Genomic DNA, 16,359 nt, shown 5'->3' on the forward strand with positions numbered 1-16,359 from the left:
CCTTTACCCATAACCCATCACCCATTACCTAATTTATAAATCTTGTGCGTTTGCAATCAACTCAGCCACATCCATGACTTTTATTGAGGCTTCTTTTTCTTTATTTTTCACACCATCAGTCATCATGGTATTGCAAAAGGGACAACCCGCTGCAATAATATCCGGTTTTGTTTCCAATGCATCTTCGGTACGTTCGATATTTACTTCTTTATTACCGGGTTCGGCATCTTTAAACATTTGGGCTCCTCCTGCTCCACAACATAAACCATTGGCACGAGAACGTTTCATTTCTAGTAATTCAACATCCAGCTTTTGAATCAAATCACGAGGTGCTTCATACACATTGTTGGCTCTTCCTAAATAGCAAGGATCATGAAAAGTGATTCGTTTCCCTTTGAATTGGCCGCCTTCAATCGTTAGACGACCCTCATCCAATAACGATTTTAAAAATTGGGTATGATGCACCACTTCATAAGTACCGCCAAGTTCCGGATATTCATTTTTTAATGTATTGAAACAGTGTGGACAAGCCGTCACGATTTTTTTTACTTCATAAGCATCCATCACTTGAATATTCATCATGGCTTGCATTTGAAACAAAAATTCGTTTCCGGCTCTCTTTGCCGGATCACCGGTGCAACTTTCTTCTGTTCCTAAAACGGCAAAAGAAACATTGGCACGGTTTAAAATCCGTACAAAAGCTTTGGTAATTTTTTTGGCTCTATCGTCAAAACTACCGGCACAACCCACCCAAAATAAAACTTCGGGTTGTTTGCCTTGAGCCATCATTTCTGCCATGGTTGGCACCATTAGATTTTCTGCCATGCTTTATAGTTTTTTAGATTGTTGGATTATTGGATTTTCAGATGAACTGATAATCTAATAATCTAAAAATCGTTAATTATTCATGATGTTCGTCATCAAAAACCTGAATGGTTACTTCTTTTTCAACCAAATCGGTAAATTTTCCTCTGTAACGAGTGGCTTTTACTAAATGGTTGTCAATCCAATGGTAATTCCCACCTCTTGGTTTTCCCATTACCATTCCATGGTATTTGAATCCGTGTTTTTTTAACCAAATTTCGGTATATTCTCTGTGAGCTTCGGTTCTGGATGTAAAAAAGAAAATGATGTGACCTTCATCATACCATTTATTCAACGTTTTTAAAGCATCCGGATACACTTCTGCTGTCAACATTCGCTCGGGTTCTTCGTTTGGAATATCGTCGCAAATGGTACCGTCAATATCAATCAAATAATTTTTAATTCCCGGAGGTAAAATTGGGCTTAAATGTTGACCATTTTCGGTCACCGTTTGTAATTTCTTTTCAATGTCTTCCGCTTTCATTTTTTAAATTTTAATTTGTTTCACATGCATTAAACACCTCCCCAAGCCTCACATATATGGGAAATTGTTTGGTTTATATTAATTTTCGTCTTTCCAGTTTAATCGGTCCATTTGATTGTATTGCCATGGAGCTCCGTTGTTTTCTATATTAGTCATCATAGCATTGAGCGACATAGGAGCAGCACTTTGTTCCATGACCAAATATCTTCTCATGTCCATAATAATGGATAACGGACTAATATTTACCGGACATTCTTCTACACAAGCATTGCAAGAAGTACACGCCCATAGTTCTTCCGGAGTGATGTAATCATTTAATAAGTATTTATTATCCGGTACAAAAACACCTTTATTGGCATCGATGTTTTTACCCACTTCTTCCAGTCGATCACGAGTATCCATCATTATTTTTCGTGGAGACAATTTCTTTCCGGTTTGATTGGCCGGACAAGAAGAAGTACATCGACCACATTCTGTACACGTATAGGCATTAAGTAACTGAACCCAATTCAAGTCTTGAACATCACTGGCACCAAACTTAGCCGGAACAGCATCAGGATTGGCAGGAGCGGCAAAAGGATCGGCACTAGGATCCAACATTAATTTTACTTCGTTGGTAACACTTTCTAAATTATCAAACTTTCCTTTCGCATTTAAATCGGCAAAATACGTATTTGGGAAAGCTAAAAGGATATGCAGATGTTTTGAAAAATATAAATAATTTAAGAAAATTAAAATCCCACAAATGTGTAACCACCAAGCGGCACGTTCAATTACTATCACAACTCCCTCTGAAAAGCCATTGAAAAGCGGTGCAATAAATTGACTCACCGGAAAACTCCCCGCTTCATTGTAGTGATGTACTTCCATTTGTTGCAACCAAAGATCTGCTGCATTCATAAGAAGAAACAAAGACATCAATACAATTTCAAAATATAAAATGTAATTGGCATCACTTTTGGGCCATGCTTTTAAATCAGAACTGATAAAACGCTTTAATTTGATTACATTTCTTCTTGTCCAGAAAAGGATGACAGCAACCACTACTAAAACAGCTAATATTTCAAAAGAAGCGATTAAAATATTGTAAAATCCTCCCATGAATGCAAAAACTCGATGTGTTCCAAACAAGCCATCAATAATGATTTCTAACATCTCTAAGTTTATGATTATAAATCCAATATACACAATTATATGAAGTATTCCGGCGATAGGTCTTTTTACCATTTTGGATTGCCCCAAAGCAATCATAGCCATATTTTTCCATCGCTCAGACGGGCTGTCTTTTCGGTTTACATCTTGTCCTAATTTGATATTTCGGATTAATTTTTTGACATTGATGGCAAAATATCCAAATCCAATTGCTAAAAGAATCGCAAATAAAATATTATCTAAATAACTCATAAAAACTTATTTTTTAGTTTGAGTTGAATCGGTTTCTTTAGGTGCTACGTAAGGTTTGTTTTTCTTACCGAATAAAGAAACATTTACATATCGTGTAGGATTTAAACGTAAATCTTGTAGCAAAAGTTCCAATTCTTTGGATGATTTGGTAAAATTTTCATACATCTTATCATCTTTCAATAATTTACCCATTGTACCATTTCCGGCTTCAAGGTTAGCCATTATTTTATCTACACTTGCCAATGTTTTTTCTAAATTTTGAACCGTTTGTTTAAGATTAGCTTGAGCTAGAGAATCAGAAATTTTTTCAAAATTGGAAGAAACTTTTTCAAAATTGGTAACCACATTATTTAATTTTCCTTTGTTGGAAGAAATAAGCTCATTTGCTCCATTTGATGCTTGATTTAATGCCGCAAGTGTTTCACTTAACTCGCTAAAACTTTTCTTTAAATCATTTTTGGCTTTTTCATCCAATAAACTGTTTACATTCAATAAAACTAAATCAGCACTTTCCATTGCTTTTTCAATTTTCTCTTGTAAGGGTGCTAATTTTTCAGAAACCAATTCCGTTAAACCGGGCTTAACACCACCTTTTAGATAACCACCATCCTCAATAAAAGTTTTATCGTCAAGGTTGGGAACTATTTGAATCTGCTTACCACCTATTAATCCCGGTTCATAAATTCTGGCTAAACTAGATTTAGAAATTTTAAAATCCGAATTAATTTGAAGTTCTACTAATAACTTTCCTGAATCATCAGAAAATTGTATGTTTTTTACTTTACCTATTATTAATCCATTAATGGTTACCGGTGAAGAAGACATAAGTCCTTCTACATCATCATATAAAACATATATTGTTTTATGATTGGACAAAATATCAGTTCCTTTTAAAAAACTATATCCCCAAATAAATAATAAAATGGCTGATATAACCAGAATGGCAGTTTTTATTTCTCTTGATAGTTTCAATGCAATTTATTTTTTACAAATGTATAATAATTCTAGTTACTTTTTTTTCAAAGCTTCTTGAATGCTGATTTTTTTGCCGTTCTTAAAAGCTACAATAAACGATGATTCATATCCTTTTTCTTTGGCTTCTGCTAATTTTGTTTTGGCTTCTTCATAGCTGGAGGTTTCCGCATAAAAATATTTATATAATGCATTATCAACTACCAATGAAATGGGCGATAAACCTTTAAAATTCTGCGGAACTAAATCTAATTTTTTTCCGCTTGCTGAGATTTGGATTTTAAAGACGGCTTCATCAGTTGATGGTTTTGCTACGATTTCAGGCTCAATTTTTTTAACTTCTTTTGTTTTAGGTGTATCAATTTTAGCTAAGCTTTCATTTGGAACTGGTTTTTCTTTTTCTTTTTCTCTTTCTGTTCTATCAACAACAATTGTTCCGCCATAATATTCTTTTTTATAGGATAAAATAGCATCTGCGATTCCTTTTGCTAATTCATTTTGGCCACTTTCAGAATTTAAATATTCTCCTTCGGGTCGATAGGAAAGAAAACCTAATTCTGTTAAAACACTCGGCATAGAGGTTTGATTCAATACAAGAAACGGACCTTGTTTTACACCTCTGTTTTTACGGTCTAATTTGTTGGTATATTCATTTTGAATTTTCGTAGCAATCGTAATACTTTGATCTAAATACTCTTCTTGCAAAAGCGTAATCCCAATAATACTTTCAGGAGATTTTGGATCATAACCCGCGTATTTAACCTTATAATCACTCTCAAGTGTAATTACCGCATTCTCTTTTTTAGCCACTTCTAAGTTGGATGCATTCTTTGTTAAACCCATTACAAATGTCTCCGTGCCCTGAGCTTCTCCTTTGGGTGCTGCATTACAATGAATCGATAAAAACAAATTAGCATTTGCTCTATTGGCAATTTTTGCTCTTTCCATTAATTCAACAAAAACATCTGTTTTTCTGGTATAAATCACTTGTACATCCGGATTTTTTTCAAGAATCTTTCCAACTTTCAGAGCAACATTCAAGGCAATATTTTTTTCGATAAAGCCATAGTAGTTGGCTCCAAAATCTTTTCCGCCATGACCGGCATCTAAAACAACTTTAAATTTTTCATTTGATTGTCCAAATATTTGGAATGAAAAGAAAAATAAAACTATATAAATGAGCGATTTATACTTATTTTGCGAATACATCATTTCTAAAAGTTAATTTTAATTAAAACTCTACGTTTTAAGATTTATTATTTATTTATTTTTGACCCGAAATTATCATTAAGTTTGGCGGTTCAAAAATCAAGCCATAATTTTACAAAAATAGTATTAAAACCTTTGCATACAAACTTATTTCATATCGTTTTATCAGCATTTTTCCTAACAATTGGTTTTGCAAATGGTTATACTCAAGAGCTTCCCTCTAAAACACTTAAAATTTCACCATCCCAAATTCAAGACAGCTTGATAGTCAGCAAAGAGGACTTCATTACAGTTAATGATTCGGTAAAGAAAGATTCTACTAAAGTGGAACAAAAGAAAAGTGTTTTAGAAGATAAAATCAAGTACAAAGCTGATAACTACACTAAAATTGACCAAAAAAAGAAGTTAATTACATTGTATGATCAAGCTGAGTTATATTATCAAGATATTGAATTAAAAGCCGGAATCATTGTCATGAACTATGAGAAAAACGAAGTGTATGCCGGAAGAATAAAAGATTCCACCGGTAATTACACTCAACTTCCCGTTTTTAAACAAGGAACAAATGTTGTTGAACCTGATTCTATTCGATTCAATTATAAAACGAAAAAAGCTTTAATTTGGAATTCTAGAACTGACCAAGGCGAGTTCCGAGTGAAGGCAGAAATTTCCAAAAAAGAAAATGATTCCGTTTACTTTTTAAAAGGTGCCAGATTTACTACTTCAAAAGATATTGATGATCCGGAATACTATTTTTACACCAAAAAAATAAAATTGGTTCCAAAGAAAAAAGTGGTTACTGGCTTAACCAATATGGTTATTGCTGATGTTCCAACTCCAATTGCTATTCCGTTTGCATTTTTTCCCATGACGGAAGAAAGTCAATCCGGAATCATAATACCTACTTTTCAAGATACCAGAAGACAAGGTTATTCACTTCAAAATATAGGCTATTATTTAGCTTTAAGTGACTATGTAGATTTAACCATTTTTGGAGATTATTATACGAATGGAAGTTATGGTTTGCGTTTTGAAAGTTCTTATGCGGTCAAATATTTGTTTAGCGGAAACTTGAATGTTCGTTTTGAAAATCTGATTCAAAGTGAAAAAGGTTTTCCAGATTATTCCAAATCCAGAATTTACAACATTCAGTGGTCACATGCACAAGACCCGAAATCTAGTCCTAACTCTCGATTTTCTGCTTCTGTGAACTTGGGAAGTAGTCAGTTTTTTCAACAATCTCTTAATCAAATAAATGTAGGCTCTAACTTAGTTAATAACTTGAGTTCTTCTGTTTCCTATTCTAAAACTTTTAATACTGTTCCGCAAGTGAATATGTCGTTGTCGGCAACTCACAATCAGAATACACAAACACAACAAATCAACATGACTTTGCCAACACTTCAAGCGAGTGTGGACAGAATATTTCCTTTTGCTCCAAAAGACGGAGTTAAGAAAGGATTTATAAAAAACATCAACTTTCAATATAATTTAAGAGGTGAAAATAGAATCAGCACATTTGATTCATTATTCTTTAAACCTCAAATGTTTAGAGATGCGAAAACCGGTTTTCAACATTCCATTCCGTTAAGTACTAATTTCAAAGTTTTCAAACATTTTAGTGTTAGTACAAGTGCAAATTACAATGAGGTTTGGTATTTTAAAACATTAAGAAAGAATTTTGATTCTGAATTAAATCAAGTTGTAACAAATGAAGTAAATGGTTTTGATGCCTTTAGAACGTATTCTTTTTCAAGTAGTGTAGGTACAACCATTTATGGAACGTTTAATTTTGGAGAAACTAAAAAAATACAAGCCATTCGACATGTAATGCGACCTTCTATTTCGCACAGTTATACGCCAAGCTTTGAACAATATTATGATACTTATGCCATGGATGCTAGTGGGAAAATGCAAGAATATACGCGATTTGATGGCGGTATTTTTGGATCTCCTTCCAGTAATTACTCCAATAATTTAGGTTTTAATTTGAGTAATACATTTGAAGCTAAAGTAACTGATAAAGACAGTACAAAAACGGAAGCCAAAAAAGTAATGTTGTTGAATCAGCTAAATTTTTCAACGAGCTATAACATGGCTGCTGATTCTTTACGTTGGACACCGATGCGAGTGAGCGGAGGAACCGTTTTATTTAACAATAAAATGAATGTGAATTTTGCTGCCACTCTTGATCCTTATGCCATTAATGCAGCCGGAAGAAGAATTGACAAATGGAATATAGACAATGGCGGAAGTCTTTTTAGAATGACAAGTGCCAACATGACAACAAACTATTCTTTTTCGAGTAAATCTAAAGAGGGAAATAAGAAGAATAATAAACAAGGAGCCAGAAATGGAGGTCGAGAGGATGATTTATTTGGTACCAACACGGATTTAGGTGACAGTAGGCAAAGCCAGTTTTCAAATGATGAGGAAGAAGAAACTAAATTCTCTGAATTTTACAAATCAGAAATACCTTGGGATATTACTTTTGCTTATTCTTTGACGTATAGCAATAACAACAGAGAAAGTAAAATTACCGGAAATTCCGTAATGATTTCCGGCAATATGGATTTAACTCCTCGTTGGAAAGTTGGTGTTTCAACCGGATATGATTTTGTTCAAAATGGAGTCACCTTCACTCAATTCCGATTTGAACGTGATTTGCTGAGTTGGCGAATGGATTTCAACTGGACTCCTTATGGTGATTTTGCTTCTTGGGGATTTTTTATTGGAATAAAATCATCTGTTTTGAGCGACATTAAATGGGATAGACGTTCGTTACCTGATAGAACTTTACGATAAAATTTAAAATATGAAAAAAATCATTTTTACTGAAAAAGCACCCGCTCCTATTGGGCCGTATAGTCAAGCTGTTTTGATTGGAAACACCTTATATACTTCAGGTCAAATTGCACTTCATCCTTTCTCCGGTGAATTAATTTTAGATTCTATCGAAGTAGAAACAAAACAAGTAATGGAAAATATGAAGGCTGTTTTAGAAGCTGCCGACATGGCATTTTCCAATGTTGTAAAAACCACCATTTTCATCATGGATATGGCTGATTTTGCGGCTATCAATAAAGTATATGCAACTTATTTTGATGAGCAGCAAGCACCGGCTAGAGAAACTGTTCAAGTAGCTGGTTTACCAAAAGGAGTGAATGTGGAGATTTCAATGGTAGCGTTGAAATAAAACTTATTCTTGTTTTACAATTTTAACCGTTTTTGAAAGTCCGTTTTCATTTTCTATGCTAAAAAAGTAAATACCGTCTGAACCTAATACCTCAGTAGAAAAATTTACTTGGTTTTTAATTTCAAGTGTTTGAATCGTTTTTCCTAAACTATCTGTTTGTGCAATCTTACCTGTAAATGGTGTTGAAAAGCGAAAATGTATGGTTTTTGTGGTTGGATTAGGAAAAACTTTTATTTCAGAAAAAAGAGTACTCTCGAGAGATAAAGCATTTGGTTCTAAAAGCATTACCCAATAATCTGTTTCTCCTCTATTTGTCTCCGTTTTTTCTCCAGATATTCCTGAACGAGAATTACCGGCCAAAAAATACCTTCCATCATCTAAACAAATTAAATCTTGAATACTATCGGCTTCACTACCACCAATGGTTTTTTGACCTAAAATCTCTCCATTTTCATCAACTTCCAACAACCAAAAATCAGAAGAACCACGTGAATTTTCAGTTTTTACACCAGAAATATTTGAACTGGAACTTCCTGCAAGTAAAATATTGCCATTTGATTTTTCCTTAATAGAATTTAAAACTTCACCTTCAAATCCACCATATACTTTTTGCCAAATAATTTCTCCTTCACTATTTAGTTTTAATACCCAAAAGTTAAACAACCCATAATTATCTAGTGTTTTATCTCCAGAAATAGGAGAAGTAGAATAACCTCCAACTATGTAACCATTATCTTGTGAAATGATTAAATCGCCAAATACTTCTAAACCACTGCCTCCTAAAGTTTTTTGCCACTCTATTTCACCGATGTTGTTCAATTTAACAATCCAATAATCAAAATCACCTCTTGAATTTTCATTTTTTTCACCTGAACTATTTGAATTTGATTCGCCCCCTAAAATATATCCACCATCTGATGTAATTTGTATAGTAAATAATCTATCTGTTAAATCACCTCCAATTGTTCGCTGCCATTCGATTTCATTATCTTGGTTTAATTTCAAAATCCAAAAATCAGGATTTTGAAAATTACCTCTAGGATTCTCTGTTTTTTCTCCCGATATTGGGGAATCGGAACTGCCACCAATTATCAAACCATTATCATCAGTTCTCTTGATATTACTTAATCCATCAAGTCTGTTTCCTCCAATAGTTTTTTGCCAAACGATAGAACCAAAAACATCAATTTTAAGAATCCAATAATCATTTAAACCTCTTGAATTTTCAGTTTTCTCACCAGAAATATTTGAAGAAGAAGTACAACCTAATAAAAATCCACCATCAAAATCTTTAGTCATTTGAATTAAAGCATCTCTACCACTACCTCCTATTGTTTTTTGCCATTCTAAAATTCCTATTTCAGAAATTTTAATCATCCATAAATCACTTTCTCCCCTACTCAACTCCATCTTATCACCAGAAGCACTTGAATATGAAGTTCCGCCAATAAAAAAATCACCATCATAATTTTCACATTTTCTAACCCAATCATAATCGTTTCCGCCAATTGTCTTTTGCCAAATAATTCCGGGTTGAGCAAATACATTTAAAACAAATAAATTAGATATGATAAAAATAATTTTCATATTATTGTTTGTAAATTATGGTATGTTTTATAGCACCACTTTCAGTTTCTTTGTTAATAATATGATAAAATTGATTCATTAAGGATTCATATAATCCAGGATCTTTTACTTCCATATCGTTCAATTCTTTGACTGTAAAATTATAAGAACCAATTAAAGGTGTTGATACAACTAATCCTTTAACAAAATTTTCTGTTGAACAATAAAAACCTCTATTGCAATCTACAAAAACTTCTCTACTAACAGCTGGGTTAACTTGATTGATTTGAACATAAAAAGACGCTGTACTATTTTTTACAACAGGTAAATCATCAATAATAGCTGTAGATGGGTCATCACCAAATGTAGAATAAAACACATAATCAAACCCTTTTTGAAAGCGATGTTTTTTTCTTAAATTTCTACATACTTCTGCTGTACCATCGCCATTATCTTCTACACTAAAAACCACATTTCCACCATAATCCGTAATTTCAAATGGCTCATACAAACTTTCTATTGTATTATATGTTAATACTATGTGAGATAAGCTCGGATTTTGTAAATAGCTCCTCATTCGTTTTGCTTGACCTGGAGTAAAGTGTAAACCACATTCAATTAAAGCGTCATAACTCATATAATTGGAAGGAATTACATTTTCATAAGGTGTCCCTAAACAATCTGTTTCATTAGGATTAAAAACATGAATACAATTATCGTAAGTATGATATGGCAAACATGCTGGTGTGTCTTCAACTTGATCACCAGCTATGTGAGCATTATAAAGTGGTGAATTTTCATCTCTAGTAACATGTTCACAGTTTCCTTCTGGTCCATTATTTGGATCATTTATATTATAATTTTGAAAAGTATGTGCTAAACGTAAACAATGTCCCATTTCATGAATTATCGCTAATTCTCTATAAATACCTTCAAAGGTTCCAAAAGTCATTTTTATAAATGTATTTCCATAAATGGAATATGCATTAGCACCACCAACATATTGCATCAAATAAATATTATACATATTTGGAATGGAAGGCAAGCCAGATAAATTATTCATTGTCATAATAGAATTATTTACAACACGATAACCTTTATATTTAAAAAAAATATTAAATTGGTTAAATTCAACATTTAATATTTTAATTAATTCCATTGCTTCATTCTCACCATACTGATAATTAGGAAACAAAATACTTCCTGTATTACCATTATCATCATTAATAAATGTAAAAAAAATATTTAATACGTATTTAGCATCCGGGTCATAATTTTGAGGTTGAAAATTATTCAAAACAATGTTACCTTCTTCAATAACTCCACATGTAAAAGTAGTTTGTGCTTTAATTGAAAAAGAAAATAAAATCAGTAAGTAAGTAAGTAAGTAAGTAAGTAAGTAAGTTTTCATGAAAATAAAATTTAAAATCAATCAAATTTAAAATTATTTTTTAATATTTTAACAATTAAAACAGGAAATTATAACAAATTTTTCATAAAAACTTTTTTTTATTTAAGTTTACAATACTTTAAATAGAATATTACATAAAATTTATTCTTGTTTTACAATTTTAACCGTTTTTGAAAGTCCGTTTTCATTTTCTATGCTAAAAAAGTAAATACCGTCTGAACCTAATACCTCAGTAGAAAAATTTACTTGGTTTTTAATTTCAAGGGTTTGAATCGTTTTTCCTAAACTATCTGTTTGTGCAATCTTACCTGTAAATGGTGTTGAAAAGCGAAAATGTATGGTTTTTGTGGTTGGATTAGGAAAAACTTTTATTTCAGAAAAAAGAGTACTCTCGAGAGATAAAGCATTTGGTTCTAAAAGCATTACCCAATAATCTGACCCTCCTCTATTTACTTCTGTTTTTTCCCCTACTATGCTTGAAAGTGAATTTCCACCCAGAAAAATGCTTCCATTATCGTCTACAAGCATATTTTCAATTCCATCATAAAGTTCACCACCAATTGTTTTTTGACCAATTATGTTTCCATCAAAATCTATCATAACGACCCAAAAATCTTCCAATCCTCTTGAAAAGCTGTTCTTATCACCGGAGAAATTCGATTTTGAACTACCTCCTAGAACGTATCCTTGACCGTTTTTGGAAATACTAGTTAAATTATCCTGATCATTACCTCCGATTACTTTTTGCCATTCTATAGTTCCATTACCAGATAATTTTATTACCCAATAATCATTTAAGCCTTTAGTATTTTCAGTTTTATTTCCTGATATTGAAGAATTTGAATAACAACCAACCAAAAATCCACCATCATCGGTTTGAAGTATGTCTCCAAAAACCTCAGTTTGACTTCCTCCCAAGGTTTTTTGCCATTCAATGATTCCTTGGCTATTTACTTTTACAATCCAAATATCATAATCGCCAAAATTAGTTTCTGTTTTTTCTGCTGAAATAAACGAATTTGAATCACCAGCCAATAAAAACCCACCATCAGAAGTAGCAATTACATTATATAATCGATCATTTTGATTGCCACCAATTGTTCGTTGCCAGATGATTGAATAGTTAAAATCCATTTTTACAATCCAAAAATCATTATCTCCAACAGCTCCTCTTCTATCTTCTGTTTTCTCACCAGAAGCCATAGATTCAGAAAAACCACTTAATAAAGGACCATCGTTAGTTTTTATAATGGAAGTTAAAACATCATTTCTGTCACCTCCTATCGTTTTTTGATTGATAATATTTCCAAGATTGTCAATTTTGATTAACCAATAATCGCTTAAACCTCTTCTGTTTTCTGTTTTTTCACCTGAAATGTTTGATGAAGAGGTACAAGCTAGAAAGTAACCATTTTCATCATCGCTAATTATTTGATTTAAGGCATCACTTCCACTCCCTCCAATTGTTTTTTGCCACTGAACCAATCCACCATCAGAAAATTTTATTATCCAAGGGTCAGTTGATCCTCTGCTAACCTCATTTTTGTCACCATTAATACCGGTATTTGAAGTTCCACCCACCAAGAATCCGTTGTCATTTCCAACCACGCAAGAACTATACCCATCAATTTGATTTCCTCCCATTGTCTTTTGCCAAATAATTCCGGGTTGAGCAATGCCAAATTGGGAAATAATAAAAAGTAAAAAAGCCTTTTTCATTAATTTTTTTCATTAAATTTAATGTAAATATGGCTTGAATAAAATTTCTTAAAAGAATTTTAACTATTGATAAACATACCATTTATGAGAAGTTGAGCCGTTGCTTCATTTGTTGCCAACGGCACATTATGTACATCACACACACGAATAAGCATATTTACATCCGCCTCGTGAGGATGACTGGATAATGGGTCTTTGAAAAAAAGTACCATTTTTGTTTTTCCTTCTGCTACTCTTCCGGCTATTTGAGCATCTCCACCTTGTGGCCCTGAAAGCATTTTTTTGACTTTAAAACCTGCTGCTTCGGCTTTTGATCCGGTTGTTCCGGTGGCAATTATTTTGATATGTTCTCTTTTTAAAACTGCACTATTTTTATTTAAAAACTGGACCATATCGGCTTTTTTACCATCATGTGCGATTACTGCGATTTCCATTTCTAATAAGATTAAAAAACCACGATTCTCATCGTGGTTCAGGGTTATTTATTTAGGATGTGATAAGCAATCAAACCATCAATTGGTCTTCTTAATACATTACCTAATTGTAAATTGTGTTTTTCTAACGTAATTTTTAATTCATCCTTTAAATAAAAGGCAATTGATCCTACAAAATGAATAGGCAATTCATGGCAATTATCATATTGTTTGATGTAATTTTCCACAAAATCTTCCATTTCTTTGAAAATATATTTTTGACAAAATTCGGTATCTTTATGTTTGATTAAAAATTTGGCAAATGTGGCTAAATAGGCATTTGGATTGGGTTCTTTATACAAATTTTGCTTGATATAATCAGGATCGGTGTTGTATTCTTCTTCAAACTCAAGAGCCATTTCTTTTGGCATTTTGTTAAAGGAATATCCTCTTAATAAATGACGACCAAACCGATTTCCACTCGCATCATCCATACAGATATAGCCCAATGATTGCACTTTTTGATGTAAAACTGAACCGTCAAAATAACTACAATTTGAACCGGTTCCTAAAATACAAACAATAGCTTTTTCATTTTTTGGTGTGGTAGCATAAACAGCCGCATACGTATCTTCATTTACCGATATGGTTGCATTTGTAAAATAGGCTTTAAACACATCTGTTAAAAAGATTTTCATACGATCTGTTCCACAACCTGCTCCGTAAAAAAACAATTGATTTGCTTTTGTTTTATTAAAAGAAATATCAAATTTATCGTTTAAACGTTCAATCACTTCTTCTTTGGTTAACACTTCCGGGTTGAGACCAAGTGTTTGAGTGGTAAACAAAACCTTTCCATTATCATCAATGGCAATCCAATCTGCTTTTGTTGACCCACTATCTACAAGTAATTTCATAAGTTAGTTTGTTTGTTAGTTAAAAATAAAAATCCCGTTGTAAAGCATTACAACGGGATTTCATTAGTTTTATAAGTTGGCGATATGAACAGATAAATCAATCAATTTTGAAGAATATCCATACTCATTATCATACCAAGAAACCAATTTAAAGAAAGTTGAATTCAATCCGATACCCGCTTTTGCATCTACAATTGAGGTTCTTGAATCAGATATAAAATCTTGAGAAACTACATCATCTTCTGTGTAACCAAGGATTCCTTTCATTTCATTTTCAGATGCTCTTTTCAACACAGCCATAATTTCCTCATAAGAAGTTTCTTTGGCAACTTTTACGGTTAAATCCACCACAGAAACGTCAGCAGTTGGAACTCGCATCGACATACCGGTTAATTTTCCGTTTAATTCTGGGATTACTTTACCTACCGCTTTTGCAGCACCGGTAGAAGCCGGAATGATATTTAACAAAGCTGCTCTTCCCCCTCTAAAATCTTTTCTTGAAGGTCCGTCAACTGTTAATTGAGTAGCCGTTGTAGCATGAACAGTAGTCATTAAACCTTCAACTATTCCAAAATTGTCATTGATAACTTTAGCTAAAGGAGCTAAACAGTTGGTTGTACATGATGCGTTTGATACAATTGTATCAGCAGCTGTTGCTTTTTGATGATTTACACCCATAACAAACATAGGAGCATCAGCAGATGGAGCAGAAATCACCACTTTTTTGGCACCACCATCAATATGTGCTTGGGCAGTAGCTAACGTGGTAAAAATACCTGTACATTCAGCAACTACATCAACATCAACTTTTTCATCATCCCATTTGATTAATTTTGGATCTTTCTCAGCGGTTACACGAATAAATTTGTCGTTTACATATAATTGACCATCTTTTACTTCTACTTTTCCATCAAAACGACCGTGAACAGAGTCATATTTTAACAAATAAGCTAAATGATCTACATCTAACAAATCGTTGATGGCTACTACCTCTACATTATCTCTGTTGAAGCTTTCTCTAAAAACAATTCTTCCAATTCTACCGAATCCATTGATTCCTAATTTTACTTTTGACATTTTATTTACGTTTAAAATTTTATATATACTATATTGACATTATATCTGAAACCCTAAGTAATTCTTTATCGATAGTTGAGTGACCTTTGATAGCTTGATCTAACGGAGTCAATTCTACTTTATCGTTCATTAAACCTACCATATAACCAGATTTATTCTCTAACAAGGACTCAACTGCTTTAACTCCTAAACGAGAAGCAAGAACCCTATCAAAACAAGAAGGTGCACCACCTCTTTGCATATGCCCTAAAACAGAAACTCTCACGTCATACTCTTGCATATTTTGATCAATGTAATCTTTTAATTCAAATACATTTTTACCAATTTTATCACCTTCAGCAATCACAACAATACTTGAAGATTTCCCGGACAGTTTACTTCTTCTTAATGATTCTAAAAGACGTTCAAGTCCCATGTCTTCCTCTGGAATCAATATTTCTTCTGCACCAGCACCAATTCCGGCATTTAAAGCAATATGACCGGCATCACGCCCCATTACTTCCACTAAAAACAAGCGGTTGTGTGAACTGGCGGTATCTCTAATCTTGTCAATTACTTCCACTACAGTATTTAATGCAGTATCAAAGCCTAAAGTATGACTTGTTCCAAAAATATCATTATCAATTGTGCCTGGTATTCCCATCACTGGAATTCCAAACTCTTTATTAAACACTAATGCACCAGTAAAACTTCCATCACCACCAATAACTACAAGGGCATCAACATTTTCTTTCATTAAATTTTCATAAGCCTGTTTTCTACCCTCTTCGGTCATAAATTCCTTTGAACGTGCTGATTTTAGAATAGTTCCTCCTTTATTCACAATATTATGAACAGAACGTGGTCCCATTTCCTTGAAATCACCTTCAATCATTCCTTGATAACCTCTGTAAATTCCAAGACATTGTACTTTATAATAGGCACAAGTTCTAACAACAGATCGAATGGCAGCATTCATCCCCGGAGAATCTCCACCGGAAGTAAGTACACCTATTTTTTTTATTATTTTGCTCATTTTTTTTAGTTTATACTGTAAAATTAGCAAAGTTTAGGGACTTAAAATAGTAGTTTTTTGAGTAATTAATAGAATAGTCGAAAATCAAACGTTTTCGTTGATAAGTTTTTGG

14 protein-coding genes are annotated in these 16,359 nt (G+C 32.9%); 2 read left to right on the forward strand and 12 right to left on the reverse strand.

Annotated elements, in window-relative coordinates:
* Window positions 1-33: 33 nt before the first annotated feature.
* The 5 genes from H601_RS0101975 to H601_RS0101995 all read right to left on the reverse strand — a co-directional run bounded on the left by H601_RS0101975 (window position 34) and on the right by H601_RS0101995 (window position 4,936).
* Window positions 34-825 carry a (Fe-S)-binding protein gene (locus H601_RS0101975; protein ID WP_026709952.1) on the reverse strand — a complete coding sequence of 264 codons (792 nt, stop codon included), beginning with the start codon at window positions 823-825 and terminating at the stop codon, window positions 34-36.
* A 76-nt stretch (window positions 826-901) separates the two neighbouring features.
* Complete coding sequence (locus H601_RS0101980) at window positions 902-1,348, reverse strand: LNS2 domain-containing protein (protein ID WP_026709953.1); 447 nt, start codon at window positions 1,346-1,348, stop codon at window positions 902-904.
* Window positions 1,349-1,426: 78 nt separating this feature from the next.
* The gene (locus H601_RS0101985) at window positions 1,427-2,752 is read right to left on the reverse strand and encodes a 4Fe-4S dicluster domain-containing protein (RefSeq protein WP_026709954.1); all 1,326 of its coding nucleotides are present in this window, start codon (window positions 2,750-2,752) and stop codon (window positions 1,427-1,429) included.
* Window positions 2,753-2,758: 6 nt separating this feature from the next.
* The gene (locus tag H601_RS0101990; RefSeq protein WP_026709955.1) at window positions 2,759-3,724 is read right to left on the reverse strand and encodes an MlaD family protein; all 966 of its coding nucleotides are present in this window, start codon (window positions 3,722-3,724) and stop codon (window positions 2,759-2,761) included.
* A 36-nt stretch (window positions 3,725-3,760) separates the two neighbouring features.
* A complete protein-coding gene (locus H601_RS0101995; protein ID WP_342663339.1) occupies window positions 3,761-4,936 on the reverse strand; it encodes an N-acetylmuramoyl-L-alanine amidase family protein in 1,176 nt (391 codons plus the stop codon).
* 81 nt (window positions 4,937-5,017) lie between these two features.
* Between H601_RS0101995 and H601_RS0102000 the strand changes: the two genes are divergently transcribed.
* Together H601_RS0102000 and H601_RS0102005 are read left to right on the forward strand one after the other, a co-directional pair.
* The gene (locus H601_RS0102000) at window positions 5,018-7,738 is read left to right on the forward strand and encodes a putative LPS assembly protein LptD (protein WP_026709957.1); all 2,721 of its coding nucleotides are present in this window, start codon (window positions 5,018-5,020) and stop codon (window positions 7,736-7,738) included.
* Between the two features lie 10 nt (window positions 7,739-7,748).
* On the forward strand, window positions 7,749-8,129 hold the full coding sequence (locus H601_RS0102005) for a Rid family detoxifying hydrolase (RefSeq protein WP_026709958.1): 381 nt from the start codon (window positions 7,749-7,751) through the stop codon (window positions 8,127-8,129).
* A 3-nt stretch (window positions 8,130-8,132) separates the two neighbouring features.
* Here H601_RS0102005 and H601_RS15980 read toward each other — a convergent pair whose 3' ends face one another.
* The 7 genes from H601_RS15980 to pfkA form a co-directional block, all read right to left on the reverse strand.
* Complete coding sequence (locus H601_RS15980) at window positions 8,133-9,716, reverse strand: T9SS type A sorting domain-containing protein (protein ID WP_051220627.1); 1,584 nt, start codon at window positions 9,714-9,716, stop codon at window positions 8,133-8,135.
* Between the two features lies 1 nt (window position 9,717).
* The gene (locus H601_RS0102015) at window positions 9,718-11,106 is read right to left on the reverse strand and encodes a M43 family zinc metalloprotease (RefSeq protein ID WP_026709959.1); all 1,389 of its coding nucleotides are present in this window, start codon (window positions 11,104-11,106) and stop codon (window positions 9,718-9,720) included.
* Window positions 11,107-11,247: 141 nt separating this feature from the next.
* The gene (locus H601_RS0102020) at window positions 11,248-12,825 is read right to left on the reverse strand and encodes a T9SS type A sorting domain-containing protein (protein WP_026709960.1); all 1,578 of its coding nucleotides are present in this window, start codon (window positions 12,823-12,825) and stop codon (window positions 11,248-11,250) included.
* A gap of 59 nt (window positions 12,826-12,884) precedes the next feature.
* Window positions 12,885-13,259, reverse strand: a complete 375-nt coding sequence (locus tag H601_RS0102025) for a methylglyoxal synthase (RefSeq protein WP_026709961.1) — start codon at window positions 13,257-13,259, stop codon at window positions 12,885-12,887.
* A 44-nt stretch (window positions 13,260-13,303) separates the two neighbouring features.
* The gene (locus H601_RS0102030) at window positions 13,304-14,155 is read right to left on the reverse strand and encodes an N-acetylglucosamine kinase (RefSeq protein WP_026709962.1); all 852 of its coding nucleotides are present in this window, start codon (window positions 14,153-14,155) and stop codon (window positions 13,304-13,306) included.
* A gap of 69 nt (window positions 14,156-14,224) precedes the next feature.
* Window positions 14,225-15,232 (reverse strand): type I glyceraldehyde-3-phosphate dehydrogenase, encoded by a 1,008-nt coding sequence (gap, locus tag H601_RS0102035; RefSeq protein WP_026709963.1) that lies wholly within the window; start codon window positions 15,230-15,232, stop codon window positions 14,225-14,227.
* A 28-nt stretch (window positions 15,233-15,260) separates the two neighbouring features.
* Window positions 15,261-16,247, reverse strand: a complete 987-nt coding sequence (gene pfkA / locus H601_RS0102040) for a 6-phosphofructokinase (protein WP_026709964.1) — start codon at window positions 16,245-16,247, stop codon at window positions 15,261-15,263.
* Between the last annotated feature and the right edge of the window lie 112 nt (window positions 16,248-16,359).

The organism is Flavobacterium filum DSM 17961 (assembly GCF_000425465.1).
GTDB classification, from domain to species: Bacteria; Bacteroidota; Bacteroidia; order Flavobacteriales; family Flavobacteriaceae; genus Flavobacterium; species Flavobacterium filum.

Bases quoted from the DNA above. Each gene is read 5' to 3' on its own strand.
- H601_RS0101975 (WP_026709952.1), bottom strand. From the start codon at position 825: ATGGCAGAAAATCTAATGGTGCCAACCATGGCAGAAATGATGGCTCAA.
- H601_RS0101980 (WP_026709953.1), bottom strand. From the start codon at position 1,348: ATGAAAGCGGAAGACATTGAAAAGAAATTACAAACGGTGACCGAAAAT.
- H601_RS0101985 (WP_026709954.1), bottom strand. From the start codon at position 2,752: ATGAGTTATTTAGATAATATTTTATTTGCGATTCTTTTAGCAATTGGA.
- H601_RS0101995 (WP_342663339.1), bottom strand. From the start codon at position 4,936: ATGATGTATTCGCAAAATAAGTATAAATCGCTCATTTATATAGTTTTA.
- H601_RS0102005 (WP_026709958.1), top strand. From the start codon at position 7,749: ATGAAAAAAATCATTTTTACTGAAAAAGCACCCGCTCCTATTGGGCCG.
- H601_RS15980 (WP_051220627.1), bottom strand. From the start codon at position 9,716: ATGAAAATTATTTTTATCATATCTAATTTATTTGTTTTAAATGTATTT.
- H601_RS0102015 (WP_026709959.1), bottom strand. From the start codon at position 11,106: ATGAAAACTTACTTACTTACTTACTTACTTACTTACTTACTGATTTTA.
- H601_RS0102020 (WP_026709960.1), bottom strand. From the start codon at position 12,825: ATGAAAAAGGCTTTTTTACTTTTTATTATTTCCCAATTTGGCATTGCT.
- H601_RS0102025 (WP_026709961.1), bottom strand. From the start codon at position 13,259: ATGGAAATCGCAGTAATCGCACATGATGGTAAAAAAGCCGATATGGTC.
- H601_RS0102030 (WP_026709962.1), bottom strand. From the start codon at position 14,155: ATGAAATTACTTGTAGATAGTGGGTCAACAAAAGCAGATTGGATTGCC.
- gap (WP_026709963.1), bottom strand. From the start codon at position 15,232: ATGTCAAAAGTAAAATTAGGAATCAATGGATTCGGTAGAATTGGAAGA.
- pfkA (WP_026709964.1), bottom strand. From the start codon at position 16,247: ATGAGCAAAATAATAAAAAAAATAGGTGTACTTACTTCCGGTGGAGAT.